Origin of the sequence: Hymenobacter sp. BT730, from assembly GCF_030542105.1 — a bacterium.
Lineage (GTDB): Bacteria > Bacteroidota > Bacteroidia > Cytophagales > Hymenobacteraceae > Hymenobacter.
Genome location: NZ_JAUOFB010000001.1, coordinates 1218488 through 1243235, shown reverse-complemented (window position 1 = coordinate 1243235; position 24748 = coordinate 1218488). Strand labels below are relative to the sequence as shown.

At 55.6% G+C, this 24748-nt stretch carries 26 protein-coding genes; 12 read left to right on the top strand and 14 right to left on the bottom strand.

Going from position 1 to position 24748, the window contains the following annotated elements:
* Positions 1 to 154: 154 nt before the first annotated feature.
* The 5 genes from Q4G72_RS05445 to Q4G72_RS05425 all read left to right on the top strand — a co-directional run bounded on the left by Q4G72_RS05445 (position 155) and on the right by Q4G72_RS05425 (position 5338).
* Positions 155 to 811, top strand: coding sequence for a LutC/YkgG family protein (locus Q4G72_RS05445; RefSeq protein ID WP_303310390.1), 657 nt, complete (start codon positions 155 to 157; stop codon positions 809 to 811).
* On the top strand, positions 786 to 1571 hold the full coding sequence (locus tag Q4G72_RS05440; RefSeq protein WP_303310389.1) for a UDP-2,3-diacylglucosamine diphosphatase: 786 nt from the start codon (positions 786 to 788) through the stop codon (positions 1569 to 1571). Before Q4G72_RS05445 ends, Q4G72_RS05440 begins: the two co-directional genes overlap by 26 nt.
* A 49-nt stretch (positions 1572 to 1620) precedes the next feature.
* Positions 1621 to 2481 (top strand): hypothetical protein, encoded by an 861-nt coding sequence (locus Q4G72_RS05435; protein ID WP_303310388.1) that lies wholly within the window; start codon positions 1621 to 1623, stop codon positions 2479 to 2481.
* 99 nt (positions 2482 to 2580) lie between these two features.
* Positions 2581 to 2853 carry a hypothetical protein gene (locus Q4G72_RS05430; protein ID WP_303310387.1) on the top strand — a complete coding sequence of 91 codons (273 nt, stop codon included), beginning with the start codon at positions 2581 to 2583 and terminating at the stop codon, positions 2851 to 2853.
* Between the two features lie 118 nt (positions 2854 to 2971).
* Positions 2972 to 5338 carry a S8 family serine peptidase gene (locus tag Q4G72_RS05425; protein ID WP_303310386.1) on the top strand — a complete coding sequence of 789 codons (2367 nt, stop codon included), beginning with the start codon at positions 2972 to 2974 and terminating at the stop codon, positions 5336 to 5338.
* A gap of 65 nt (positions 5339 to 5403) precedes the next feature.
* Here Q4G72_RS05425 and Q4G72_RS05420 read toward each other — a convergent pair whose 3' ends face one another.
* Together Q4G72_RS05420 and Q4G72_RS05415 are read right to left on the bottom strand one after the other, a co-directional pair.
* Positions 5404 to 6207: a M57 family metalloprotease gene (locus Q4G72_RS05420; protein WP_303310385.1), complete on the bottom strand. Its 804-nt coding sequence runs from the start codon at positions 6205 to 6207 to the stop codon at positions 5404 to 5406.
* Between the two features lie 235 nt (positions 6208 to 6442).
* Complete coding sequence (locus Q4G72_RS05415) at positions 6443 to 7246, bottom strand: M57 family metalloprotease (RefSeq protein ID WP_303310384.1); 804 nt, start codon at positions 7244 to 7246, stop codon at positions 6443 to 6445.
* A 312-nt stretch (positions 7247 to 7558) separates the two neighbouring features.
* On the opposite strand from Q4G72_RS05415, the gene Q4G72_RS05410 reads away from it, so the two are divergent.
* Together Q4G72_RS05410 and Q4G72_RS05405 are read left to right on the top strand one after the other, a co-directional pair.
* Positions 7559 to 9007 carry a PSP1 domain-containing protein gene (locus Q4G72_RS05410; protein ID WP_502213668.1) on the top strand — a complete coding sequence of 483 codons (1449 nt, stop codon included), beginning with the start codon at positions 7559 to 7561 and terminating at the stop codon, positions 9005 to 9007.
* Positions 9004 to 9507: a gliding motility lipoprotein GldH gene (locus Q4G72_RS05405; protein ID WP_303310383.1), complete on the top strand. Its 504-nt coding sequence runs from the start codon at positions 9004 to 9006 to the stop codon at positions 9505 to 9507. Before Q4G72_RS05410 ends, Q4G72_RS05405 begins: the two co-directional genes overlap by 4 nt.
* A 152-nt stretch (positions 9508 to 9659) precedes the next feature.
* On the opposite strand, the gene Q4G72_RS05400 is transcribed toward Q4G72_RS05405, so the two are convergent.
* On the bottom strand, positions 9660 to 9851 hold the full coding sequence (locus Q4G72_RS05400; protein ID WP_303310382.1) for a cold-shock protein: 192 nt from the start codon (positions 9849 to 9851) through the stop codon (positions 9660 to 9662).
* Between the two features lie 251 nt (positions 9852 to 10102).
* Between Q4G72_RS05400 and Q4G72_RS05395 the strand changes: the two genes are divergently transcribed.
* Complete coding sequence (locus tag Q4G72_RS05395; protein WP_303310381.1) at positions 10103 to 11707, top strand: hypothetical protein; 1605 nt, start codon at positions 10103 to 10105, stop codon at positions 11705 to 11707.
* Between the two features lie 71 nt (positions 11708 to 11778).
* Here Q4G72_RS05395 and Q4G72_RS05390 read toward each other — a convergent pair whose 3' ends face one another.
* The 6 genes from Q4G72_RS05390 to Q4G72_RS05365 form a co-directional block, all read right to left on the bottom strand.
* Positions 11779 to 12666 (bottom strand): SDR family oxidoreductase, encoded by an 888-nt coding sequence (locus Q4G72_RS05390; RefSeq protein WP_303310380.1) that lies wholly within the window; start codon positions 12664 to 12666, stop codon positions 11779 to 11781.
* A gap of 77 nt (positions 12667 to 12743) precedes the next feature.
* The gene (locus tag Q4G72_RS05385; protein ID WP_303310379.1) at positions 12744 to 13631 is read right to left on the bottom strand and encodes a hypothetical protein; all 888 of its coding nucleotides are present in this window, start codon (positions 13629 to 13631) and stop codon (positions 12744 to 12746) included.
* 262 nt (positions 13632 to 13893) lie between these two features.
* Positions 13894 to 14898, bottom strand: coding sequence for a ComEA family DNA-binding protein (locus tag Q4G72_RS05380; RefSeq protein ID WP_303310378.1), 1005 nt, complete (start codon positions 14896 to 14898; stop codon positions 13894 to 13896).
* Positions 14899 to 15060: 162 nt separating this feature from the next.
* Complete coding sequence (locus Q4G72_RS05375; protein WP_303310377.1) at positions 15061 to 15960, bottom strand: SDR family oxidoreductase; 900 nt, start codon at positions 15958 to 15960, stop codon at positions 15061 to 15063.
* A 19-nt stretch (positions 15961 to 15979) separates the two neighbouring features.
* Entirely contained in the window at positions 15980 to 16624 is a 645-nt protein-coding gene (locus Q4G72_RS05370) for a peptidylprolyl isomerase (RefSeq protein WP_303310376.1), read from the bottom strand.
* A gap of 42 nt (positions 16625 to 16666) precedes the next feature.
* Positions 16667 to 17245 carry a GNAT family N-acetyltransferase gene (locus Q4G72_RS05365; protein ID WP_303310375.1) on the bottom strand — a complete coding sequence of 193 codons (579 nt, stop codon included), beginning with the start codon at positions 17243 to 17245 and terminating at the stop codon, positions 16667 to 16669.
* 86 nt (positions 17246 to 17331) lie between these two features.
* On the opposite strand from Q4G72_RS05365, the gene Q4G72_RS05360 reads away from it, so the two are divergent.
* Entirely contained in the window at positions 17332 to 17964 is a 633-nt protein-coding gene (locus Q4G72_RS05360; protein WP_303310374.1) for a DUF2238 domain-containing protein, read from the top strand.
* A 38-nt stretch (positions 17965 to 18002) separates the two neighbouring features.
* On the opposite strand, the gene hemC is transcribed toward Q4G72_RS05360, so the two are convergent.
* From hemC to Q4G72_RS05335, 5 genes are all read right to left on the bottom strand, one after another.
* A complete protein-coding gene (hemC, locus tag Q4G72_RS05355) occupies positions 18003 to 18935 on the bottom strand; it encodes a hydroxymethylbilane synthase (RefSeq protein WP_303310373.1) in 933 nt (310 codons plus the stop codon).
* A gap of 221 nt (positions 18936 to 19156) precedes the next feature.
* On the bottom strand, positions 19157 to 20287 hold the full coding sequence (locus Q4G72_RS05350; protein WP_303310372.1) for a DNA polymerase III subunit: 1131 nt from the start codon (positions 20285 to 20287) through the stop codon (positions 19157 to 19159).
* Between the two features lie 22 nt (positions 20288 to 20309).
* Positions 20310 to 20699, bottom strand: a complete 390-nt coding sequence (locus Q4G72_RS05345; protein ID WP_303310371.1) for a hypothetical protein — start codon at positions 20697 to 20699, stop codon at positions 20310 to 20312.
* An 82-nt stretch (positions 20700 to 20781) separates the two neighbouring features.
* Positions 20782 to 22026 (bottom strand): GlmU family protein, encoded by a 1245-nt coding sequence (locus tag Q4G72_RS05340; RefSeq protein WP_303310370.1) that lies wholly within the window; start codon positions 22024 to 22026, stop codon positions 20782 to 20784.
* Between the two features lie 185 nt (positions 22027 to 22211).
* Complete coding sequence (locus Q4G72_RS05335; RefSeq protein WP_121235733.1) at positions 22212 to 22460, bottom strand: type B 50S ribosomal protein L31; 249 nt, start codon at positions 22458 to 22460, stop codon at positions 22212 to 22214.
* Positions 22461 to 22749: 289 nt separating this feature from the next.
* Between Q4G72_RS05335 and Q4G72_RS05330 the strand changes: the two genes are divergently transcribed.
* From Q4G72_RS05330 to Q4G72_RS05320, 3 genes are all read left to right on the top strand, one after another.
* On the top strand, positions 22750 to 23331 hold the full coding sequence (locus Q4G72_RS05330; RefSeq protein WP_303310369.1) for a non-canonical purine NTP diphosphatase: 582 nt from the start codon (positions 22750 to 22752) through the stop codon (positions 23329 to 23331).
* A gap of 127 nt (positions 23332 to 23458) precedes the next feature.
* The gene (gene udk, locus Q4G72_RS05325; protein WP_303310368.1) at positions 23459 to 24094 is read left to right on the top strand and encodes a uridine kinase; all 636 of its coding nucleotides are present in this window, start codon (positions 23459 to 23461) and stop codon (positions 24092 to 24094) included.
* A 183-nt stretch (positions 24095 to 24277) separates the two neighbouring features.
* A complete protein-coding gene (locus Q4G72_RS05320; RefSeq protein ID WP_303310367.1) occupies positions 24278 to 24655 on the top strand; it encodes a hypothetical protein in 378 nt (125 codons plus the stop codon).
* Positions 24656 to 24748: the final 93 nt, after the last annotated feature.

Here is a 24748-nt window from a genome sequence, read left to right as displayed (position 1 = left end):
GAGCTGAATAGAAAGCAGTTCTTGCTTTCAAGCGTTTACGTTACCAAATTGACGATGGACGTTAAATTCCTAACTATCAATCTATAAAATATTAGTGCCGGCCAACTCCACTATTCGCTAAGGGGTGTAGGTCTTACTCTGTTACCTTTGCGCTATGTCTCAGACCTCCCGCGACATTATGCTGCGCCGTATTCGCGAGTCATTGGCCAAGCCGGCTCCCCTGCCGGCCGCGCCTGACTTCACGGCGCCCCTGCACCCCACCACCGACGAAGACCTGGCCGTAGCCTTTGCCCAAAGCTTCCGGCGGGTGGGCGGCGCGTTTTATTACTGCGAGTCCGTGGAGCATTTTTATGACCAGCTCTTCCTTTATAAAAAGGAGAAGGGCCTGGAGAATTTGTATGTGTGGGAGCCGGAGCTGAAAAAGCTTCTCCACGCCGGTGGCCTCGTGTTTAATGGCGACGAAGCCGACTTCCTGCAGAAAGCCGATGCTGCCCTCACTACCTGCGAAGCTCTGGTGGCGCGCACTGGCAGTGTGCTGGTGAGCGGCGCTACCAGCAGTGGCCGCCGCCTGAGTATTTACCCCGAGCAGCACCTGGTTTTTGCCCGCACCTCGCAGGTAGTAACCGATATTGGCGATGCTCTGCAAGGGATGCGCGCCCGCTACGGCGCCGACAAGCTGCCTTCTATGTTTTCCCTGACCACCGGCCCCAGCCGCACGGCCGATATTGAAAAAACCTTGGTTCTTGGGGCGCACGGCCCCCGCGCCATTGCCCTGTTTTTACTGGATGACGCCCCCGAACCGACTGTCTGACCTGGCGCTGCCGCCCGGCCGCAAGGTGTACTTTGCTTCCGATTTTCACCTGGGTGCCCCCGATGCCGCCCGCTCCCTGGAGCGGGAACGGCGCATTGTGCGCTGGCTGGATATGGCCGCTCAGGACGCCGCCGCCATTTACCTGCTGGGGGACATTTTCGATTTCTGGTTTGAGTACAAGCACGCCATTCCGCGGGGCTTTATCCGGCTGCAGGGCAAGCTGGCCGAGCTAACCGATGCCGGCCTGCCCGTCACGTTTTTCACCGGCAACCACGATATGTGGATGTTCGACTACTTCACCAAGGAGCTGAACATTCCTATTCTGCGTCACCCCGTCAGCCAGCGCATAGGCGGGCAGGAGTTTCATATCGGGCATGGGGATGGACTGGGGCCGAAGGACCACACCTACAAAATGCTGAAGCGGGTATTTTCCTCGCCGGTAGCCCAGTGGCTGTTTGCGCGGCTGCACCCCAACCTGGGTATTGGGCTGGCCAACCGTTGGAGCCGCCACAGCCGCCTGCAAAACGCAGAGGCCGATGAGAAGTATTTCGGCGACGAAGAGTGGCTGCTGGTGTACTGCCGGGAGCTGGAGCAGCGCTACCACCACGATTATTACGTATTTGGTCACCGGCACTTGCCCTTGGATGTGCCCGTTACGCCCCGGAGCCGCTACGTGAACCTGGGCGAATGGGTCAATTATTGCTCCTACGCGGTATATGATGGCAATGAACTGGCGCTGCAGCATTTTGAGCAGGCATAGCATCCGGCGCACAGTAGGTAAAACCTGCTGGCTGCTGCTGTTTTCTTGCTTGCTTCTGAATGCCGGCTATGCCCAGACTGGCGTGCCGGCCGCGGCTTCTGTTTCGCCACCCTCGAAAACAGCCCCGGTAGTCAGTAAACCCCTGCCAACCACTCCCGATAGTCTGGGCTGGACGCTGGTGCGTACCATTCCGCTGGTGGCTCCTGCCCATGCCTCCCTGGACCGGCGCGGCACGCTCTACGTGGCCGATGGACAGAACAACATTCATCAGTACGCTGCCGATGGGCAGCCGCTCAACACCTACTCTCCTGCCCTGCCCGGCCACATTGCCCAGCTGGAAGCCTGGAACCTTACCAAGATCCTGGCTTTCTACGATGACCAGCAGCAGATCCTCCTCCTCGACCGTTTCCTGGCTCCCATCACCCAGGTGCGCCTCACCGATTACATTGATGGCCAGATCCGTACTGCCACGCTGGCCCCCGACAACAAAATCTGGCTGCTCAATGAGAGTGACCTCACCCTGCGGCAGTTTGATCCTACGCCGCAACGGCTGGTAGCCTCTACCCCGCTGGATGTGCTGCTGGGCCGCACCAAGCCCGACTTCCGGTTTATGCGCCACTATCAGAATAACCTCTATCTGATAGATTATACCAGTGGTATCTACGTGTTCGACAACCTGGGCACCTACCGCAAGAAGCTACCCTTTACCGGCCTTAGCCATGTGGGCTTCCGGGGCGACGAGCTATACTATGTAGCGAACGGAACCCTGCATTTCTTCCAGCTATATACTTTGGCAGAGCGAACCGTACCTATGCCCGCCACACTAGCCAAGACTACAACCCAGGTACTGTTTGGGGAGCAATTCCTTTATCTGCTGCTGCCCAACAGTGTGCAGGTGTATCGGCTATAGCCCGCCTTTCTTCTCATCCTTACTAAGTAAAAAGCATGGACCAGCATCGGCGGTACATGTAAAGACCTGCACAGCGACAGGTCTTTTCATGTACTGCCGATGCTGCCTGAATTCCTTAAGCCACTGCAGCGCAAGACAAGGCATTTGGCTACATTTGAGATGCATGCCCTGAGCTACCAGGCTGCTGTCTTTGCCCATTACCATTCCCTGCTTTATGCGCCTATCCTCTCTCTGCTCCGCTCTATCATTTTGGCTATTGATGCTGCTATGGAATGGAACGAGCTTGGGCCAGAGCAACTCGGCAAAGCCACAGCAAAAACAAGTGGCGCAAAAGCTGGCGCCGGGCTTACGCGCAAACATCCTCCAGTTTGAGAGCTGGCGGGTAAGCGTACGAGAGGGGCAGCAATTCCGTGGGTGGCTGCGGCAGCATCTGCCCCAGGCCCAACTCAAAACATTGGGAACCAGCGGCCGGCTTTTTCAAATATCCGGGTTGAAAGCAGACCAACTGGCCACGCTGGCTGATTGCCCCTGGGTGGAGTTCGTGGACGTGCCCAACCGCCGCGCCCGTGCCGAAAGTCTCATTCCCTCCTCCGACCTTACGCTCAATACCCTGTCGGCTGTGTGGTACCAGTTTCCGGAGCTAACGGGAGCAGGCCTAACGGCTTCTATTAAGGAAGAGGCGTTTGATACTACTGACCTCGACCTTCGCGGCCGGGCCCTCCCGTTTTCACTGGAAGGGCGTTTTGTCTCGCGGCACGCTACCGAAATGGCCACCATGATGGCTGGTGCCGGTAACACCGGCCCTCAGGGGCGTGGTGCGGCGCGGGCTGCCCGGCTTTCATCTTCTGATTTTGCTAACCTGCTCCCTGATGAACTTGCCGGCCTGCGGGCCGATAACGTATCGGTACAAAACCACTCCTATGGCGTGGGCGTGGAAAGCTACTACGGACTGGAGGCCAAGGCCTATGATGAGCAGGCGCGCGAACTGCCCTCCTTACTGCATGTTTTTTCTTCCGGCAATAGCGGCGACCAGACACCCACTGATGGGCCTTATGCCGGTTTGGCTGGCGTAGCTAACCTGACGGGGCAATTCAAGCAGTCAAAAAACACGCTTAGTGTAGGCGCTACTAACGGCATCAGTGAGCTAACGCCCCGCAGCTCCCGCGGCCCCGCCTACGATGGCCGCCTGAAGCCGGAGCTGGTGGCCTATGGCGCCGGCGGCACCTCCGATGCAGCAGCCTTGGTATCAGGAGCATCCTTGCTGGTACAACAGGCCTACCGCGAGCAATATGCCGGCCAGCTGCCTTCCTCTGCGCTGGTCAAGGCAGTTCTGATCAACTCCTCGGATGATGTGGATGCCGTCGGGCCCGATTTTCGCACCGGCTACGGCCAACTGGATGCTCTAGGGGCCGTGCAGACTGTGCAAGCAAAATCTCTGTTTAGTGGTAGTGCTGGCCAAGCTACCAGCAGCACCTTCACGCTGAATGTGCCGGCCGGCACCTCCCAGCTCAAATGCACCCTTGCCTGGCTGGACCCAGCCGCAGCTGCTAATGCCACTCAGGCTCTACTCAACGACCTGGATCTGGAACTGGTGGAAACTGCCACCGGTAAGAAGTGGCGGCCATGGGTACTGAGCACCACTCCTCGTCTGGACTCCCTTAACGTCCTTGCCCGCCGAGGGGCCGACCACTTGAATAATGTGGAGCAGATTACTCTGGCGGCACCACCCGCCGGGCAGTATCAAGTTCTGGTCCGGGGCTATGCTGTGCCTGATGGTCCGCAGGAATTTCACCTGGCCTATGAGTTGGAACCAAGCTTTAGGTGGACGTGGCCTGTGCAGGGCAGTCAGGTAGAAGCCGGCCAGCCTGCTTATGTGCGTTGGCAATGGTTAGGCAGCGCTACGCCTGCTACCCTACAATACCGCTACGAAGGGGCTACTACCTGGAATACTGTGGCTACCAACATCAATCTGCAGCAGCGCAGCTATGCCTGGGCCCCGCCAGATACTGCAGCGCATATTTATCTGCGCCTACAGGCCGGCAACCTTACCATGCCTACCAAGCCGTTTATCATCAGCCCCGAGGTGAAGGCCCGTACCGTGTACTACTGCGCACCGGAGGCGCTACTGGCCTGGCCGGCACAACCGGGCGTCATCGACTATCAGCTATACACGCTTCGTGGCCCGTACTTACAACCCTGGCGCGTAGTATCGGATACCACGCTACTGCTCTCCGATACCGATGCCCCAGGCCCTTACTTGGCAGTTGCGCCCCTGGTACAAGGGAAACCAGGTTTGCACAGCCAGCTCCTCAACTACCAGCAAGGCAGCAGCTGCTACTTCATTTCTTTTCTTCCCAGCCAGCTGGTAGCACCACAGCAAATTGATTTTGACGTATTACTGGCCAGCACCTACCAGCTGGTATCAGCTACGCTGGAGCGCCAGGATGCCTCAGGCCAATATGTAGCTCTCCAAACTCTTTCCCCGGTTACCCAGACGCAGTTTCACTTCACCGATGCTTCTCCCAATCAGGGTAGCAGTTTGTACCGCGTGCGCCTCATTACTACCTCAGGTCAGAGCTTTTTCAGCCAGCCGGAACGGGTATACTCGCTGGCGGAAGGAGACCTGGCCGTATTTCCGAATCCTGTGCAGGTGGGCCAAGTTCTAAAGGTAGCGGCCTCTGACGCAGCCCCGCTTCATTTATGGCTTTACGACGGTGTTGGTAAGCTACAGCGGGAAATAACAGCTGATGGTGTCATCAATGAATTAAACACTCATGGCTTAAAGCCCGGGCATTACATATTGCGGATAGAGACCGATAACGGCCGGCATTGGAACCGCCACCTATCTATTTTTTAACAGCAAAGGCACTACAGCTTAATAGCTGCAGTGCCTTTGCTGTTACCTATTAAGGTTTTCGGATCTTAGTAGAGGTAGTTGAGTGCTGTTTTATCATTGGTATTGAAGTAGCGATTCTGACCGCTGCCAATGCAGGCCAGCATCCAAGAGTTTGGATCGGCTGTAGTAGGCGTACCTTGAATGTGGATAGCGCCTACCGTGCTGGCACCTTCATTAGCGTATGCTCCATTACAGCTGTAGCTCCGATCCATATAGTCGGTGTGGCGGAAACCGATGCAGTGACCCACTTCGTGGGCGATGATAGTAGCCGCGTAGTTGATCTGGGCAGTGGTGGACACTGTGCCGATAGCACGCGTGTTCACTTTCACTGAGTTGTAAGGAGCACCACCGGAGGGGAAACCAGCTGAGGCTAAATAGCTGCCACTAGCCGTATTTAGAACAATGTTACCACCGGAAGCCACACGCGAGAAAGTCAGGCTTAGGTTCTGTGCGTTGTAGCGGCTCACTACTTCGTTGATTACGGCGACATACGAAGCCGGCATTTTGCTCGACAGCGAAATGGTGATGTTACGTGGAGCGGCTACCAGATTGGTAGTACGATACTGCTCGGCTTGGCCTACACGCAGCAGCTTGCCATTGCTGTAAGTACCAGCCAGGTCACGGTCGGTCAAACGAATGTCACCCTCTATTATATAAGCATCACCGTCACGTTGCACGTTATGGGTGCTGAAGCCTAAGGCTTGGATTTTAGCAATAGCCTCTGGTGAAACCTGATCTTTGGCTACTTCGGTCTTCTCAGAGCACGATGTGAGCAGTATTGCTGAGAGGGCCAGCGAACCAAGAGCGGAGGTAAAAGCAGATGTCTTCATAAACACAGAAATGAGTTGGGGTGGTTGAAACATTAAATTCGTATCAACTATTTACCATTATATGATATTAAAACAAAATAAATTTGCATTATTATAATAAAGTGCAATGTAATTACTTCTGTGCAATTCAAATTATTCAGGCAGGATTCTAACCGAATAAAAGGCACAAAAAAATACCCTGACCTAAGGCCAGGGTATTCTTTATTTGTTCCCGTTACTAAAGCCGGGATGCGGCTTAGTAGAGGTAGTTAAGAGCGGTTACGTCGTTCGCATTGAAGTAACGGTTCTGACCGCTGCCAATGCAGGCCAGCATCCAAGAGTTTGGATCCTGAGTTGAAGGCGTACCGGGAATCAGGATAGCACCCACCGTGCTGGCACCTTCGTTGGATACCGAACCACCACAGCTGTAGCTCCGATCCATATAGTCGGTGTGGCGGAAACCGATGCAATGACCCACTTCGTGGGCAATGATGGTAGCCGCGTAGTTGATCTGGGCAGTGGTGGACACCGTGCCGATAGCGCGGGTGTTTACATTCACCTGGTTGTAAGGATTACCGCCGGTGGGGAAGCCAGCCGAAGCCAGGTAGCTACCGCTAGCAGTCGTCAGAACAATGTTACCACCCGAAGCGACACGTGAGAATGTCAGGCTCAGGCCTTGGGCGTTGTAGCGAGCTGCTACTTCGTCCAGAACGGCAGCATACGAAGCCGGCATTTTGCTCGACAGGGAAAGGGTGATGGCACGAGGAGCAGCCACTAAGTTGGTGGTACGATACTGCTCAGCTTCACCTACACGCAGCAGTTTGCCGTTGCTGTTAGCACCAGCCAGGTCACGGTCGGTCAGGCGGATATCACCTTCTACAATATAAGCATCACCATCACGCGAAATATTCTGCGTGCTGAAACCCAGAGCCTGAATCTTGGCTACGGCTTCTGGGGATACACGGTCTTTAGCTACTTCGGTTTTCTCGGAGCACGAAGCAAAGACAGTTGCGGCCAGCGCCAGAGCGCCCAGTTTAGTGGAGAGGAAAGAAACTTTCATTAAAATAAAATGGGGTGATGGTGGAAAAATGTGAAAGAGTGTCAAAATGTAGGCATTCGGTATAGTACAACAAAATTAAATAGGTCCATTTTTACGAAAATGACAAAATCCTATTCAAAACATTGCCATTTTGCCATTTCTGCACTCGTCCTATTTCCCTTTTAACTGTAGGATGATGAAGAACTAAGAATACTGTGGCAACCCATTTAGCTGGATGATTTCAGGAGGCGCACTGCCCTCCTGAAATGCTTATCTTTGTTGAAACCGATTTCGTGCGGCTTCGGGCCGCCTCACTATATATAGTCTCAAGCCGTGGCTTGTTCCTCATGTTCTTCTGGTGGAGGTTGCTCTACCACTGCCGCCGGCTGTGGCTCCAAAGGGAGTTGCAGCTCGGGCGGGTGTAACCGCCTCAACGTATTCGACTGGCTGCAGGACCTAGACCTGCCAGTTGACTTTAAGGGTTTCGATATTGTGGAAATCCGCTTTAAGGGTGGCCGCAAAGAGTTTTTCCGCAATGCGCAGCATTTGCCCCTGGTTACCGGCGACGCCGTGGTGGTGGAAGCCGCCGGCAATGGCTGGCACCTGGGTCATGTCTCGCTGAAAGGCGAATTGGTGCGTCTACAGATGCGCAAAAAGAAAGTCCCGCTCGACTCCAAGGACATCCGCCCTATTCTCCGTGTGGCTTCGCCTCAGGATGTGGAGCGCTGGGAAGCCGTGCGCGACCTGGAAACCGGCACCATGTTCCGGGCGCGCTCAGTAGTAGATGAGCTGCGCCTGAAAATGAAGCTTTCTGATGTAGAATATCAGGCTGACCGCTCGCGCGCTACCTTTTTCTATTCTGCCGAGGACCGGGTTGATTTCCGGGACCTGATTAAGCGCCTGGCCGAGGAGTTTCGGGTGCGGGTAGAGATGCGCCAGATTTCGCTGCGTCATGAGGCTGGCCGCCTGGGCGGTATTGGCTCCTGCGGCCGCGAATTGTGCTGCTCTACCTGGCTCACGGAGTTTAAGAGCGTCAGCACCACTGCGGCCCGCTACCAGAACCTGAGCCTGAATCCGGCCAAGCTTTCCGGACAGTGCGGGCGCCTGAAGTGCTGCCTGAACTATGAGCTCGATACCTATCTGCAGGCCCTGAAAGATATTCCGCAGGTGCAGCGGGCTCTGCAAACGGAAAAAGGTGACGCCTTTCTGCAGAAGACCGACATCTTTAAAAAGAAGATGTGGTTTGCATTCCGGGGCGACAATAACTGGGTGATGCTGCCTACTGAGCGGGTGCGCGAAATTCAGGAAATGAACAAGCGCGGTGAAAAGCCGGAGTCACTGTTGCCCCCGGTAACGGAAGAGGAGCGCCAGCCTGAAGTGTCGGCCATTGTGGAAGGCAGCCTCGACCGCCTCGACGATAAGATAAAGGCCAACAAACGCGCCAAGCGGAAAAAGAAAAGACCCGAAGCCTCTGCCGAAGCTCCGGTCAGCACCCCGCGCCGGGAGCAGGCGCCGGAAGCACCTAATGCCCCGGCGGCCCCTTCTGCCCGGGCCGATGGACGGCCCCGGGGAGCGGCGGCTAAGCCGGCTAACCGGCGGCACCGCCCCCCACGCCCCACAGGCGAGGCGGGGGAAACCCGCCCGCCCCGACCCGAAGGCGGAACGCCTTCTGCCGGCAATGGCACCGAAAACCGCTCCGAACGTCAGGGCCGTAATGGCCGCCGTGGTGGGGGTCGCCGCAATGGCGGCGGTCAGGACGCTACCACTCCACCTGCTGTATGAAGCTAAAACTCTCTGCGCTGCCGATCAGCCTGTTTCTGTTATTGGGCCTTGCTGCCTGTGACCCCAATCAGGTATTTGAAAAGAACATTGACCTAAAGGATACTGCCGGCCAGCCTTATGTGTGGGTAGTACAGGAAAAGCCCACGTTTGAGTTTACCATCACGGATACCACGCAGCGGTATGATGTGTATTTCAATGTGCGCAATGCTTCTTCCTACGGGTACTATAATCTGTATATGAAGCACACGCTTACCGCCCCCAATGGTCAGGTGCTATCTACCCTACTGCACCAGGCGCTGCTGATGGATCCTAAAACCGGTGAGCCGCGCGGAAAAGGTGCCGGGGATATTTTTGATCATCAGTTTCTGGCCTTACCAGCCCAGCGTTTCCACCAGGCTGGACTTTATAAGATTACACTGGAGCAGTACATGCGCCAGGATGCGCTGCCGGGTATTATGTCCGTTGGCGTGCGGGTAGCAAAGCATACTACCGCAGAATAGCCTGCCTTTTTCTCCAGCCTGGCTTGGCTGTTTTAAAAGCCCCTCTCCTTTTAGTTGGAGAGGGGCTTTTTGCGTCTGGATAGGGATAAAAAATCCCGCTTCCTGAATGACAGGAAGCGGGATTAGGCAATAGGCGTATCAGATCCTGGAAGCTAGATGCGCTCCACTTTCACGGCATTCAAGCCCTTCTTGCCATCAATGACATCAAAGGTAACCCGGTCGTTTTCCCGGATTTCGTGCACCAGACCGGTCTGGTGAACAAAGATTTCCTGCGAGTTCTCATCCTGAATGATGAATCCAAACCCTTTGGACTCATTAAAGAATTTCACTTTGCCCGTTTTCATAATGGCGTTGGTTGTGAGGTAAATTAGGCGGTAAAGCTACTGTTTATTATGAGTTAAGTTCAAGTCTAGCGAGAATTATACAGTTCCTAGCGTGCTTGTTGAAAGCAATATTATCCACAAACTCCTATATAGTCAAGCTTTTATCCCAAGAAGTTATACAGTTTTTACAGTGGCATACCTAAACAAGGGCTTATGCAGAGCGTATAGATATAGTATTATAATTTCTTTTTCCCACCCTAAAAGTTAGAATTATGAATAACGACCCAAAAAATCAGAATAGCAGTTCATCTTCGCCCGACTCGTCGGCAAAAGGCTCCTCGGGTGTTGGTAGCAACACTGGTATGAGTGGTATAGGGACTGGCTCTTCTGCTGGCAATAACCCCTCTAATCCTGGCTCCTCTTCTATGGGCTCTATGTCTGGTGCAGGATCTTCTTCCGGCAGCATGGGCGCAGGTAGTGGCAGTATGCAGTCAGGCAACATAGGCCAGGCTTCGGGCACTTCTGCCTCGAGCCCAGGCAGCACCGATAAAAACAAGACCGGAGGCCAGGCTTCCAAGTCCGCTTCTTCAGCCAAAGCTACTGATGCCAAGCGTAGCACCAGCAGCAGTAAGCCTACAGGCTCGGCCAGTACCGCTACCTCTTCGCGCAGTGGCACTTCTGGCTCTACAGCAGCTAAGAAAAGCTCTTCCTCTTCTTCCCGCTCCTCCAAAGGCTCGCAAGATATGATGGGCAAGCAGGCTGACAACCAGAATAGCAGCAACTACGGCGGCAACTTTGGCAACAGCATGGAAGGCAGCTATCAGGACCGCGACCGGAACGAGAACATGCAAAGCGGCGCCAGTCGGGGCGAATTTGGCAGCCACGGTTATGGTAGTACCCAAGGTGGCTATGGCAATCAGTATCGTGAAAACGACCGTAACTACGGCGACAACCGTGGCGGCTACTATGGCAGCAACCAGCCAGCGGGTGGCTACAGCCAGCACTCCAGTTCTTACCAGGATTATGATGGGCGCGGAAACTACAACCAGGGCAATATGCACCAGGGTGGTATGAACCAGGGCCAGATGAATCAGAGTAACATGAACCAGGGCAACATGCAGGGTGGCTATGGCCAGCGTGACAGCTACGGCTATCAGGAGCGCGGCTATCAGCAGGACCAAAACCGCCAGGGTAACTACCGCCAGGACAACTTTGGTAACCGCATGCAGGATGATGACCAGCGCTGGGGTGGCAGCAATAGCTACCAGAACGATAATGGCTCCCGCATTGGCCGCGACCGGGGCTATAGCGAGGACTATGGTCGTTCTTCCATGAACAGTGGTATGAGCAGCAGTATGAATCGGGGTAGCAACTGGATGAGCGACCAGGACCGTCATAGCCAGGGCATGAACCATGGATATGACCAAGGCCGTAGCAGCTTTGGCAACCAGTACCGTAACCAGAACGAGGATTACCGGCCCATGCAGGGCAGCGGAGGCCGCCAGAACGAGTGGGGCTCGCAGGGTCAGCAACGGAATGATTCTGGCAACCGTGACCGGAACGAGCGCAACTACCAAGGCTATTCCGACCGGCCCAGCGACCATTTTGACTCGCGTAGCGGCTACAGCAATTCCAATTTCGGTGGCAGCTCGCGGGAAGGCTTCGGCTCCCGGGGTGGCTCCTACAATGATGAATACTCCTCCGGAAACCGCGACACGCGCGGTGGCTCTCCTTCCCGCGGCGACTATGATAGCTACAGCCAGGGCCGCAACTACGGCTCAGAGCGTCGCTCTCAGTATCGCAGTCAGCATGAGGATGATAGTGACTATGGCTCTGCCCCGCGCCGCAACCGCGGCCGCGACGATGAAGACCGTTAAGCGGCCATTAGCTGCTTAGAAAAAAGGCTCCTCATATGCTGTGAGGAGCCTTTTTTATTGGGTGCGTTAGCCTAGGCTGGAGAGAACTGCGGGTGAAAGTCCTGCGCAAACTGCTGAAATGTGTGAGGAGCGCGCCCGGTTAACTCCTGAATGGTATTCGTAATAGCCGCCGCGTACCCCGCCTTACCCAAAGCATTTAGCTCCATCATGGCATCGGTCATCCAATCAGGCATGTGGGCCGCGAGCATAGCCTGGCGGGCAGCGTCTTCGGGCACATCTACATATTCAATGGGCCGGCCAGTGGCATGACTAAGGGACTGGGCCACTTCCGCAACGGTCAGGGCCTGTGGCCCGGTCAGCGCATAGGCTTTGCCATAATGCTGAGTTTCCTCCTCGGCCGTGAGAATGGTGGCACACACGGCTGCAATATCACGCACATCCACATAGCTGATTTTCCCGGCGCCCAATGGCAGGTAAATACGGCTCTCATGGCGGATAGCGTGGCCGTGGTACACCAGGAAGTTCTGCATAAAGCTATTGGGGCGCAGCAGCGTGTAGGCTATACCGCTCTGCTCAAGGTACTGCTCTGCGGCGCGGTGCCAACGCCCCAGCTGAATTCCGGGGTCCTGGTCAGCACCTAGTACCGACAGCCGAATGATATGCCGGACACCGGCTGTACGCGCAGCATCCACCACGTGCTTTGCCTCTGCTACCTGGTGCTCATCGAGGGGGGTAATTAAAACCACCTTATCTACCCCCGTCAGGGCCACAGCCAGGGTCTGTGGGCGGGCAAAATCCATTTCTACCAGCTGCACGGTGGGGTTTAGCTTCTTCAGCCGGTCGCCTTTAATAAGGGAATGCACCCCGGCGCGCACAGTAACCCCACAATTAGACAGGGCCTTCACAACTTCGGAGCCTACGGTGCCGGTAGCGCCGGTAACCAGAATGGTGTGTGACATGATAGAGCTGGACTAAGGATGGACAGATGTTTTGGGTTTCAGCATAACAGCTGAACCACCCATTAAGATATGCCGGGTTACGGCATAGCTACTTCAGGCCGCCGCTTGACGTGATACAGCCGGCCTTTCTCATTGCTGATAACAAAATCCTGATTGTTGAGGTAGACCAAGCCCTCCGCCTGGCCGGTTTTCTCTACCGGCAGGCAGTATTTTTTACCCCGAAAGAGCTTGCGGCCTGGCTCTCCTTCAAACAGGTACACGTTACCATAGCCTAATAGCGCTACCTGGTGGCCATCGGGACTGATATCAGCGGCCGTAATCCAGCTATTGATGCGGATGCTGTCGGCAAGCGAAGCCACGTAATTTCCGGGCTGAGCCGGCAGCACGTATTCTTTCACCCACTTACCCTCGCCGCGGTTTTTCGTGAACAGGTACAGGGAGTCGTTGTGATAGAAAAAGGCCTCGCAGTCGAAGTTGCGGGCAGGCTTTTTCGGAGGGAACAGCTTTTGGTCGGGGTACCGAAACGCAATGGTATCTACTTTCTTGAAGTCGGAGGTGTGCAGGCGGTAGATGCGCAGGTCGCGGCGCTTGTTGCCATTGTTGCCAAAATCACCAATGAACAGGTAGCCACGCTTCCGGTCCTGGGCCAGGTCTTCCCAGTCTATGTTATTGGCATCGGGCACGCGTTGGCGCTCCAACAGGTCACCCTGCGCAGTTACTTTATACAGAATGGAGGTATTGCCCCCGTCGCCATGAGTCCATAAGTCACCATTATCATTTACCAGAGCCAGGCCGGAGCTTTCCACTACATCGTCCCGGTGCATAAGGCCCGCCTTTTTAACCTCGTAGGCCGCCGTCACTTTCTCGAAGTTGCCGTGCCCGGTATCGGAACTACAGCCACAAACCAAAGCATGCAGGAAAAAGGCCAGCGGAGCCAGCCGGTCGCGCAGATAAAAGAAGAGCATAAACGGGGTATTAGTCTCACCATACAAGAGGCGGGCTTCGCGCCCGTCTCTCCTCGCCTGACCATACGCAGCTAGCCGGATTTGGTCACGTTTTGTACACTCAAAACCATCATTCCATTTTATCTACGGCAGCTTCCCCATTCCGCCAGCGGCTCCCGGTTCAGTAAAACCGGTTTGCTGCTAACTAATTACGCAGGTCCCAACACAGAATCATCAATTTTAAAACCCCTATAGAAGCAGGCCGCTGCCTAGCCGATTTTCCTCAAAAACGCAGGTATGGGCGTAGCTTTTCCAGCGTAGCAGCATCCAGGATGCGGATAGGCCGCAAATCTTCGGGTTGCCGGAATGGGCCATGCTGCTCCCGGTAGGAAATAAGCACGCGCCCCAGCCGGGCACCCACGTAAGGATGGTCCCGCAGTTCTGCCAAGTCTGCCTGATTAATGTATAAGGAAGCAGGTACGTAGCCCTCTTTCACAAACGTGTACTTGCGCAGGCTATCTACCAGGTCGGGCGCCAGGTTGAATATCTCGCCTAGCTGCTCTTCCCGCACAAAGCCGCCCAGCCGCTCGCGGTAGGCCACTACCCGCGCTGCCAGCCGCCGCCCCACACCCCGAATTTGCTGGAGCTGCGTTGTATCGGCCGCATTCAAATCAAAGGGCGCCAGGTTCCGGGGTTTGCGTGGAAAGCGCGAAGCTGTTGTGAACCCGGCTTTATTAGCTTCTGAATGGGCTTTCCAGTCTGGACTTCCCGGGCGGGCAGCCCAAGCCGTTTTAGCGCGAGGCGGCTCTTGGTCCGGGAGCTGTATGTAGGGGGCCAGCCGCGCATACACTGCCGGCTCCAGGCCGTAAGCTTTCTGAATCTGAGATTTAGCTTTGAAGCCGCCCACCACGTCGCGGTAGCGCACCAACCGGGTGGCTACAAAGCGCGGTACGCCGCGGGCTTCCCAATCGGGAGCGGTCAGAGTGTTGGGGTTAAAGGGTTCCAGCGCCACCTGTGCAACTGCTGAGCGTTCAAACCGTGCCCGTTGCGGCCAGGTCTTCCGAAATTGGGGCTGCCGGTTAGCCGTTAGTTCGGCCGCTACCCGGTTAAGCTCTTGCTGGTCAGCAGCAGCATCGTAAGCAGGCAGCGCAGGCTGCAACAGATACGGCAGAGCCAGCCACAACCCCATCAACCCCAGCAGAAATACAAACCCGTTAGTTTCAGCACGGGAAAAGCCGAAATACCGGCGGATAGCCCGTAGTAGGGCAATAGGGCGCTTATCAGCCACAACACAGTAATAATAATAGTAAACAATAAAACACCTGCTGACAGGTGTGAGGAATCAGCAGCAATAGAGAAATAGCGCGAGGCAAGATAAAAAACGAGTAGGGCAAACCAAGGTTCTCACCCTGACTTTGCTTTCTCCCCTCTCCGGCTAGTAGAACTTGATTTAAGCTGTTTGCAGGGCCAGCAGCGCAATTCCGTCTTCAAAAGTATGCGGTTGATAGCCCAGTTCCCGGCGTGCTTTGGTAATAATGAAGCCCGTACGTGGCGGGCGGCGCGCCGGCTGGGTAAACATGCTGGCGTCTACCTTTTGAATGAGCGACTTATCCAGTTGGAAATAATCGGCCACACGGATGGCCATCTGGTAAGGGGTCAGAAGTTCGTCGCTGCTGATGTGGTAGATACCGGTGGCATTGTGTTTGGCCGCCAGCCAGCAGCCCTGCGCCAGATCTTCTGCCAGGGTGGGAGTACGGAACTGGTCATCGACCACCTGAATGGTTTTGCCGGCCCGCAACGAGTCGCGCACCCAGAGCACAATGTTGGTACGGCCGTAGTCGTGGGCGGTGCCATACACCAGTACGGTGCGCAGAATAGCCCACGGCCCGAGGCTGGCCTGTACTGCTTTTTCCGCGGCTAGCTTGCTTTGCCCGTAAAAATTGATGGGCGCCGGCAAGGCGTCTTCCGCCAGCGGCCCTTCTTCGCCGCTGAAAATAAAATCGGTACTAACGTGCAGCAGATGAATACCGAGTTGCGCGCAGGCTTCTACCAGGTATTCTACGGCCGTCACGTTTTGCAGCCAGCAGGCCTTCTGGTTCAGTTCGCACTCATCCACGTTAGTCATGGCCGCGGTATGGATCAGGTGCGTGGGCTGCTCCCGGGCCAGGACCTGCTGCACCTGCTCCCGGTTGGTTACGTCCAACGGCACAAAGCGCACCTCCGGATACAGACCGGCCAGTTTATTGGTCCCGCGTGAGGTAGCAATTAATTCTACCTCACGCTGCTGCCGGAGCAGGGCAACCAGCTTTTGCCCCAGCAAGCCATTAGAACCGGTCAGAAGGATGCGCATAGAGGTAGCTAAGGTCTTTTTATTGATACTGATAGCCGTAGAGCTCTGTGATTTTCTTCTTTTTAAGCTTCTCTACTTTCACCTTCATTTTCACATCCGTCAGTGGCCGGTCACGCTCGTCTTTGGGCTGCTGCGCAATTTTATCAACTACATCCAGGCCACTGATTACCTGCCCATACACGGTATAATTGCCATCCAGATGGGGCGTGCCGTTGTGGTTCTGCACAATGTAGAACTGCGAGGCACTGCTGGCTTTGGTGGGGTTTACGAAGTCGCCCTGGCGGGCAGCGGCTACGGCACCGTATTTATGGTGTAGCTCGGGCCGGATTTCGGCGGGAATGGTTTTCTCGCCGGCTGGGCCCATGCCGTCGTTGCTGGGGTCACTGTCCTTGGTGTTCGGGTCGCCGCCCTGCACCATGAATTGTGGGATGATGCGGTGAAAGGTGGTGCCATCATAAAAGCCGCTTTTCGCCAGCTTCAGGAAGTTGGCTTTGTGGCCGGGCGTCAAGTCAAAGAGAATAAGCCGGATGTCACCCTGCGGCGTGCTGATAGTGACCAGCTCATCTTTTTTACTGCGTTTAGGTACTTTGGCAGCCTGCAATGCAGAAACCACCATCAGAAGAAACAACCCTATCAGCAGGGCCCGGCGAAAAACATGGTTCATATAACAAAGTAAAGAGGTACGCTTGACAAAGACCTACGGGGCCTAGAACGGTGCGGTTCCGGCCGGTGGAAGTACTGTCGCGGGATTCAGCAGGCCGCAAACGACGGAATCGGTGAGCTGCCCGGTGCCGCTCCGGAAGTTGCCCCGCAGCAGTCCTTCCGTTTGAAACCCCAGCCGCTTAGCCAAAGCCAGGCTGCGGGCATTTTGAGGCTTGATATAGCAGAACACCCGCGCTAGCCCTAACTCTTCAAAGCCCCATTGCAGAGTTGCCAGCCCGGCTTCCGTCATCAAGCCGCGCCCTTCGTACCCGGCCGCCACCAAATACGCCAACTCCGATTTCGGCACTGACCAATCAACGGGCTTAAAGCTGATGAAACCCAGCAGCTGCTCGGTTTCGCGCAGCCAAATGCTGAGCTGAAAGGCCTGGTGCTGCTCCCACTCCTGCCGTTTCCTGCTGATGAACTCGTCTGCCGACGACAGGTCCTGTACCGCCGCGGTGGTATTGGGAAAATCAGCCAGAATGCGGGGCCGCTCGGCATCTATAAGTGCCAACAGGGCCTGCCCATCTGTAGGCTGCCAGGGGCGCAGCAGCAGGCGGGAAGTAACCAGAGGCATCAACATAGAGTAAAGGGCTGAAATCAGGCGACAAGATATCAGCTTTCCCTTCCGGACGCACGCTTACTTCGCTTTCTCACCACCTTCCACCTATGGACCACGTCCTACCCGCTTCCACTGCCGTGCCTAACCCTTCCTGGTTTCCCAAGCTGCTGCTCGCCATATACCTCATAGAGTTTGTGTTGCTGGGGATTACGCCTGCCGAGCGCGGCACCTGGTGGGCTGAAAACCTGCCCATTTTTCTGATTGTGGTGGCGCTGGTGGTACTCTACGTGCGCGGGGTGCAGTTCTCTAATCTGGCTTACGCGCTGATGAGCGTGCTCATTTTCATGCATACCATCGGTGGCCATTATACCTTCGAAAAAGTGCCTTTCGATTGGTTCAGCAACTTATTCGGCTTTAAGCGGAACATGTACGACCGGGTGGCGCACGTTTCCGTGGGCTTCTTCGCCTACGCCCTCATTGAGTATACTGACCAGCGCAACCTGATCCGCAGCCGCGTAATCAGCTACCTATTTCCGCTCTGCGTAATTGGCACGGTGGCTATGGCCTACGAAATCATTGAATGGATTTATGCCGTAACGGCCGGTGGCACGGCCGGTGCAGCTTTCCTCGGCAGCCAGGGCGACATTTGGGACGCGCAGAAAGATATGCTGGCTGATACCAGTGGGGCTGTGTTGGCGCTGATTTTATACGCGCTGCTGGGCAGAAACAAAAAGGGGTAAGGCCACTTGGCCTTACCCCTTTTTGTTCTTTATTGGCTTTACTGCCGTTCCTGCCGGATTGCAGCCAGAATTTCCTGGCCGCCGCGACTCAGCACGCTTTCTGCCACCTGTACGCCCAGGTCTTCGGCGTGTTGGGCATTAGCAGTAGTGAGCTTTTCATCGATATAATGCTCGCCATTGAGGCTGATGAGGCCGCCATGCAGCTGTAGCACACCTTGTAGCTCAAAGGTAGCCAAGGCAAAGGAGGGGATGCTGCAACCACCTTCCATGGTGCGCAGAAAAGCACGCTCAGCCAGCAGACAGATGTGGGTGGCCTGATGGTCGAGCACGTCTTTAATTTGTGCTTTCAGATCAGCATCCAGGTTGCGGGCACACTCAATAGCGACACTCCCCTGGCCGGTAGCCGGTACAAACTGCGTTTCAGGCAGCACGTGCCGGATCAGGCTATCGTATTCCATGCGGTGTACACCGGCGTAGGCTAGTACCAGGGCGTGATACTGGCCTTCTTCCAGCTTGCGCAGGCGGGTTTGCAGGTTGCCACGGGACTCGGCGGTGGTGGCGTTAGGATAAAAGCGCTGCAGCATAGCCTTACGGCGCGTGCTGCTGGTACCCAGCACCAGGTCGGGACGATGGATATCGAAGGTGGTATCAAAGCTGACCACCACATCATTCACCCGCTCGCGGCGCATAAAGGCCAATAGCTCCAGGTCTTCAGGAATGCTACTCTGCACATCTTTGGCGCTGTGCACTGCAATATCTACGTGGCCGGTGCGCAGGCCTACTTCTAACTCCTCGGTGAACACGCCTTTCGCCCCTATTTTATCCAGGGAGCGGTCCAGCACTACGTCGCCTTTGGTAGTGATGATGACAATTTCGGTGGCAAGCCCGGCTTGCTGCAGCTCGTCGGCTACGTGGTTAGCCTGCCACAGCGCCAGCTTGCTACCACGGGTACCTATGCGGATGGGCTTCATTTGTTACTTACTAACAGGTTGGCAAACCAGCGGCGGCCGGAATTAAGGAGGAAAGCGGCCGCTGTATTTTCTAAAAGTTACGCATGCAATGGCCACCGAAACCCGATTTTCATTTTCTTGCGCCTAACAAAGGTACAATACGCATTTTCCAGGTACTGCCTATAGCTGATTTAGCAGTAGCTATATCTATTTAGCAACCTATACTTTCTGCCTTTGAAACCTTAGGAGGCCGTTTTTAACAGCTCGCCTACTCGCAGCGAGGTATCCAGGAACACCATTTTAGGGTTGGCATTTCGCTCGATGTGGTAGTGCGCATCGTTCAGTTCGCGCGTGAGCAGGTCGGCGTTGCGGGGCGTGACGAAGCGGCTAAAGCCTTTCATGAATTGCTCTTCCTTAGCCGCCAGGTGAGGTACCAGCTGCACATCAATACCAAAGAGCAAAACTTTGCGCAGCACCACCAAGGCATAGTGCAGGAACTCCTTCTGGTTTTCGCGGCCCAGCTTCTGAAACTCTTCTCCTTTGGCCAGCATGTCATTCACTTTAAAGCTGAAGCACATGCGCATCCACGCCACAAAAAACTCGAAGTAGTCGTGGTCAGTGGCGGCTTCGCGCAGGGCCAGTGCCATGCCGGGACGCCCTTCAGCCAGCTGGGCAATCTGCCGGGCTTTCACCTCGGGCACCTGGTGCACGTCGCGCAGCCAGGTGGTCAGCTCGTCCTCTGCCAAGGCACGCACCACCACGGGCTGCACCCGACTGATGATGGTAGGCAGCAACTGTTCCGGCGCAGAGCTTACCAGCAGGAACACCGTGGCGGGTGGTGGCTCTTCCAGCAGCTTCAGCACGGCATTGGCCGCGGCCGGGTGCATCAGTTCTGGTAGCCAGATAATGACGATTTTAAATTTGGCCTCGAAAGCTTTCAGCGACACCAGCTTCAGCAGCTGTAAACTTTCTTCTTTGGAAATACTGCCCTGCTTGTTTTCGGCCCCAATGTGCTGCATCCAGTCGTTGAGGCTCTGGTAGGGATTCTCCAGCACAAATGCGCGCCAATCCCCCGCAAACCTGCTGCTCACGGCATCCTTAGCCACCGTTTTGGTGGTAGTGACGGGAAAAATGAAGTTCAGGTCAGGGTGAATCAGCTTGTCGATTTTCTGACAGCTGGGGCACCGGCCGCAGGAATCCTCCGGCTGCTGATTCTCGCAGTTCAGGTACGTAGCATAGGCCAAAGCCAGTGCCAGCGCCGCCGAGCCCTCGTCCCCGCGAAACAGCTGCGCGTGGGCTACGTGCTGGCGCTGCACACTCTGCAACAATAATTGCTTGACGCTCTGCTGACCAGGGATTTCGGAAAAACGCATTGTTTAATTCTGCTCTTGAAATCTAAAGCTTGCTTAAGTCGCGGGCGGTTAGGCGGAAATGTTTGCGACGCAGCCTACTGCGGATGTCAGCCGGAATCGACCAACCTTCTTGGTAGCTTTTAATAACGACTGCTTCCCGCTCGGCGCTAAAGCGCAGCATCTGCCAAGTACCTACAACCATTGGTACACCGCCATGTACTATGGCCGCTGTGGCCTTCTCCGATTTTGACCCAATGGCCCGCCAACCCACACTTGCATCGTAAGCCACTTCTGCGCCGGTAGTTACCCAACCCGCACCGCTGCCGCGCTTCTGCGCAAACAGCTTATGCACTGCAAACACTGTGTCCCGCCCTTGTCCGAAGCCAGGAAGCCCGCAGAATAGCAGTAAGCAAACGAGTCCGTATTGTTTCATAGCAAATCACCACTGGTGTTTATACTGACTTGGGAATACACTGATAAGAGTCCACTGTTGCGGCCCGCGCACACTACCTGTTTTACAGTTCCACGTTGGTTTGCGGCTCAGTAGGTAGTACTGCCCGCTCCCATACCCGGTCTTTGGCCGTGGCGGCGTACACTTCCAGCATAATAGCCTGCTCGGTAGCATCGTAGTCCATCTGGCGGCGCGCCATTACACGTTCCGCTACTTCGGTCACTTTGGGGAGCTTAAAGGTTTCGAAACCGGAGGCCCCGCCCCAGCTAAAGCTCGGGATAAACGTGCGGGGAAAACCGGCCCCAAAAATATTGGCCGCCACGCCCACCACCGTGCCGGTGTTGAACATGGTGTTGATACCGCACTTGCTATGGTCGCCCATCATCAGCCCGCAAAACTGCTGGCCTGTGTTCACGAAACGGCCCGCCGCATGACTCCAGATTTTAACCGGGGCGTAGTTATTCTTCAGATTAGAAGTGTTCGTATCGGCACCCAGGTTGCACCATTCGCCAATCACGGAATTGCCGAGGTAGCCATCGTGGCCTTTGTTGGAGTAGCCCAGCAGAATGCTGTTCCCTACTTCGCCGCCTACTTTACAATGTGGGCCTACGGTGTTGTCGCCGCGCATTTTGGCGCCGGGGTTAATGTGGGACCCTTCGCAAAGTGCCATGGGGCCGCTAATGATGGCCCCTTCATGCACCTGCGAGTTTTTGCCCAGGTAAATCGGGCCATGTTCGGCATTCAGAATAGCCGCCCTGATTTTTACCCCTTCCTCAATGAAGATATTTTCCGCCCCGTACACAATGGTATGGGCATCACCCACGGGCTGCGACTGGCGGCCTTCCGTCAGCAGAGCAAAGTCGCGGCGGATTTCGCTGCCGTTGCGCAGGAAAAGGTGCCAGGGGTAGCGCAGCACCGTTACGGGTTCCAGGGCATTTACCACATTGGCAAAACCATTCGCATACAAGTCGCTCAGGGAGGTACTGTTCTCTACGCAGGCGGCTACCAGCGTATCGTCGCACATGAGCGCCTGGCCGGGCTGCAGAGTTTGCACCTGCTTTGCCAGCACGTCATCGGGACACACGGCCCCGTTGATGAGCAGCGCCTGCCCATCGGTGACGGGGGCGGCGGGAAACTTAGCTTGCAGGTAGGCTTCGGTGAGGTAATAGATTTCTTCCAGCTGCAGGCGACGCTGCCATTTTTCGGCTACTGTGAGAATGCCGCAGCGCAACGCGGCCACCGGGCGCGTAAAGGTGAAGGGCAGCAGGTGCGGCCGAATAGCAGGATCGTCGAAGAACAGAACAGTCATAACAGAATCTGATTGCGGTTGGCTGATAGCGGATAGTTGAATTTCCGCCTGAGTAGCCCTCCGGGGAGTGGCGGCCGCCGCAAAATTGGCAAATAAAAAACTCCCTTCCGTACAGGAAGGGAGTTTCTCAAATTTTCTCAACAAAACCACTGCTCCAGGCCAGGGGCCAGCGGCAGTCTGTTTCGTTAGGCTTTCTTCTGGTAGCGGTTGCGGAACTTCTCAACGCGGCCAGCGGTGTCGATAAACACGTTTTTGCCGGTGTAGAAGGGGTGCGAGGCCGAGCTAACTTCCACCTTGATGACGGGGTACGTCTTGCCATCTTCCATCGTGATGGTCTCGTTCGAAGTCATCGTCGAACGGGTGATGAATTTGAAGTCGCTCGACGTGTCCTGAAACACCACTTCGCGATACTGGGGGTGGATGTCTTTTTTCATGATGGGTATACCCGTTAAAACCTTGTCTGCCTGCCGATTTTGCGGAAGGGAGTGCAAAGGTACATTCTAACGGCGGATTTCAAAACCAAAGACTTGCTTTTTCCGGTTTTTGCGCAGGTTTACACCTTCTACTTCCCTAATTAGGCGTTTTACCCTGAAACCCAATTGAAAGTAGCGGCATAAACCACGGCTAGTTTCTGTGGTTTAGAGGTCTTTTTGCCTAAAAATCGGCATTGGTCCTACCTTCGCCCCTCGCCTTTTACCTTCTCCCTTTATTCATATCACTGCCATGCGTCTCTGTTTTGCTTCCAACAATGCTCACAAACTGGATGAAATCCGGCCGTTGCTGCCTGCAGGCATCGAGCTACTCAGCCTGGCCGACATTGGCTGCGAGGAGGAACTGCCGGAAACTCAGGAAACGCTGGAAGGCAACGCCCGCCAGAAGGCCGAGCATGTGTGGGAGCACTACGGTGTGGCCTGTTTTGCCGATGATACCGGCCTGGAGGTAGAAGCTCTGAATGGCGCGCCTGGCGTATACTCGGCCCGTTATGCCGGCCCTCAGCGCAATCCGGCCGATAACGTAGCGCTGCTGCTGCAGGAACTGCAGGGCCAGACCAACCGCCGGGCGCAATTTCGCACGGTTGTAGCCCTGGTGCTGCCTGATGGCCGCCGGCCGATATTTGAAGGCGCCGTAGAAGGCCAGATTACGGAGGAACTGCACGGTGAAGGTGGTTTTGGCTACGACCCGGTGTTCCGGCCGGAACAGCACACGCGCACCTTCGCAGAGATGCCGCTGGCCGAAAAAAATACCATGAGCCATCGGGCCAGGGCCGTAGAAAAGCTGGTTACCTTCCTTCAGCATGAATTATAAACCTCTGACCTACAAGGCCAGAAAGGCTGCGTGTAGAGGTAATCTTTCGGGAGGCTGCCGGGGCTAAGCGGCAAAATGCCTACTTTTGCAGGGTTGGCCCTGCCGGTACGGGCCTCCAACCCACCCCATGCAACATCCTTATATTGTCGGTATCACGGGCGGTAGCGCCTCCGGCAAAACCACCTTTCTGCGTCGCCTGCTGGCGGCTTTTCCTAAAGAGGAAATCTGCCTCATTTCGCAGGACAACTACTACCACCCGCGCGAAACGCAGACGGTAGACAGCAACGGCGTCACCAACTTCGACCTGCCTTCCTCCATTGACTCGGCAGCTTATGCGGCCGATGTGCTGCAAATCAGCAAGGGGCTGGAAGTGCGGCGCCCGGAGTACACCTTCAACAACCCCGGTGTCGAGCCGAAAGAGCTGGTATTTAAGCCGGCTCCTATTGTGGTGGTAGAAGGCATTTTCGTGTTCTACTTTGAGGAAGTAGCCAAGCTGCTAGATCTAAAAGTATACATCGATGCCGAAGAACACGTGAAAGTGCTGCGCCGCATTGTGCGCGACCGGGACGAGCGGGGCTATGATCTGGAAGACGTGCTCTACCGCTACACGCACCACGTGGCGCCCACCTACGAGAAGTACATTAAGCCCTTCAAGCAGGACGCCGACATCATCATTCCCAACAACCGCCACTTTGATAAGGGCCTGGATGTGTTGGTTTCCTTCCTAAAAACCAAGGTAGCTACCGACGCCAAGTCCGCTTAAGCGTTATTTTCCTTTTCTACCTAAATCCGAGCAGTTCTCACCGGGCTGCTCGGTTTTTTTATGGCGCATAGAGGCTACGGCTGAAGCCAAATTCGGGTAGGCATGGCAGGAATTGCGGGCTTGTTTTCGCGGCGGCTTTCGTCAAGCGGCTGATTTGGCTATATTTGCACTCCTGATTTTCTGATGACGCTGACTATCACCACGTTTGTACCGCGCTTGCGCTTGCAGTTGCTCGCCCTCACCCTGCTTTGGGTGCTGGGCCTGAACAACCAGGCCGTAGCTATGCTCCGCCTGCCGGAGCCGGCAGCGGCACGTGCAACCCACATTGGGGCTACGCCCCGGGCAGCCGTGGTGAAACAGAAAGTAAGCTTTGAAGCAACGGCTCCCCTGGGCGTTTGGCTGGCTCCGGCTACCGATGCTTGGCTGCCGGTTGTGCGCCCCCTGGTGGGCTGGCCCCTGGCAGCAGCCTCCTTACTTCCTGTTCCTGCGCGTGACCCGGCTAGCAGCAGCACGTTCTGCACCCGGCTGCTTGGCACGTCGGTTTCGCCGCACGCGCCCTAGCGGCCCTGGCTTCCGCTGCTGTGTCTGGCGGCCTGATGCTTGTTTTTTAACAGGCGAAGGCTGATACTAGACCCTTCCCCTCGTTTTTCAGAC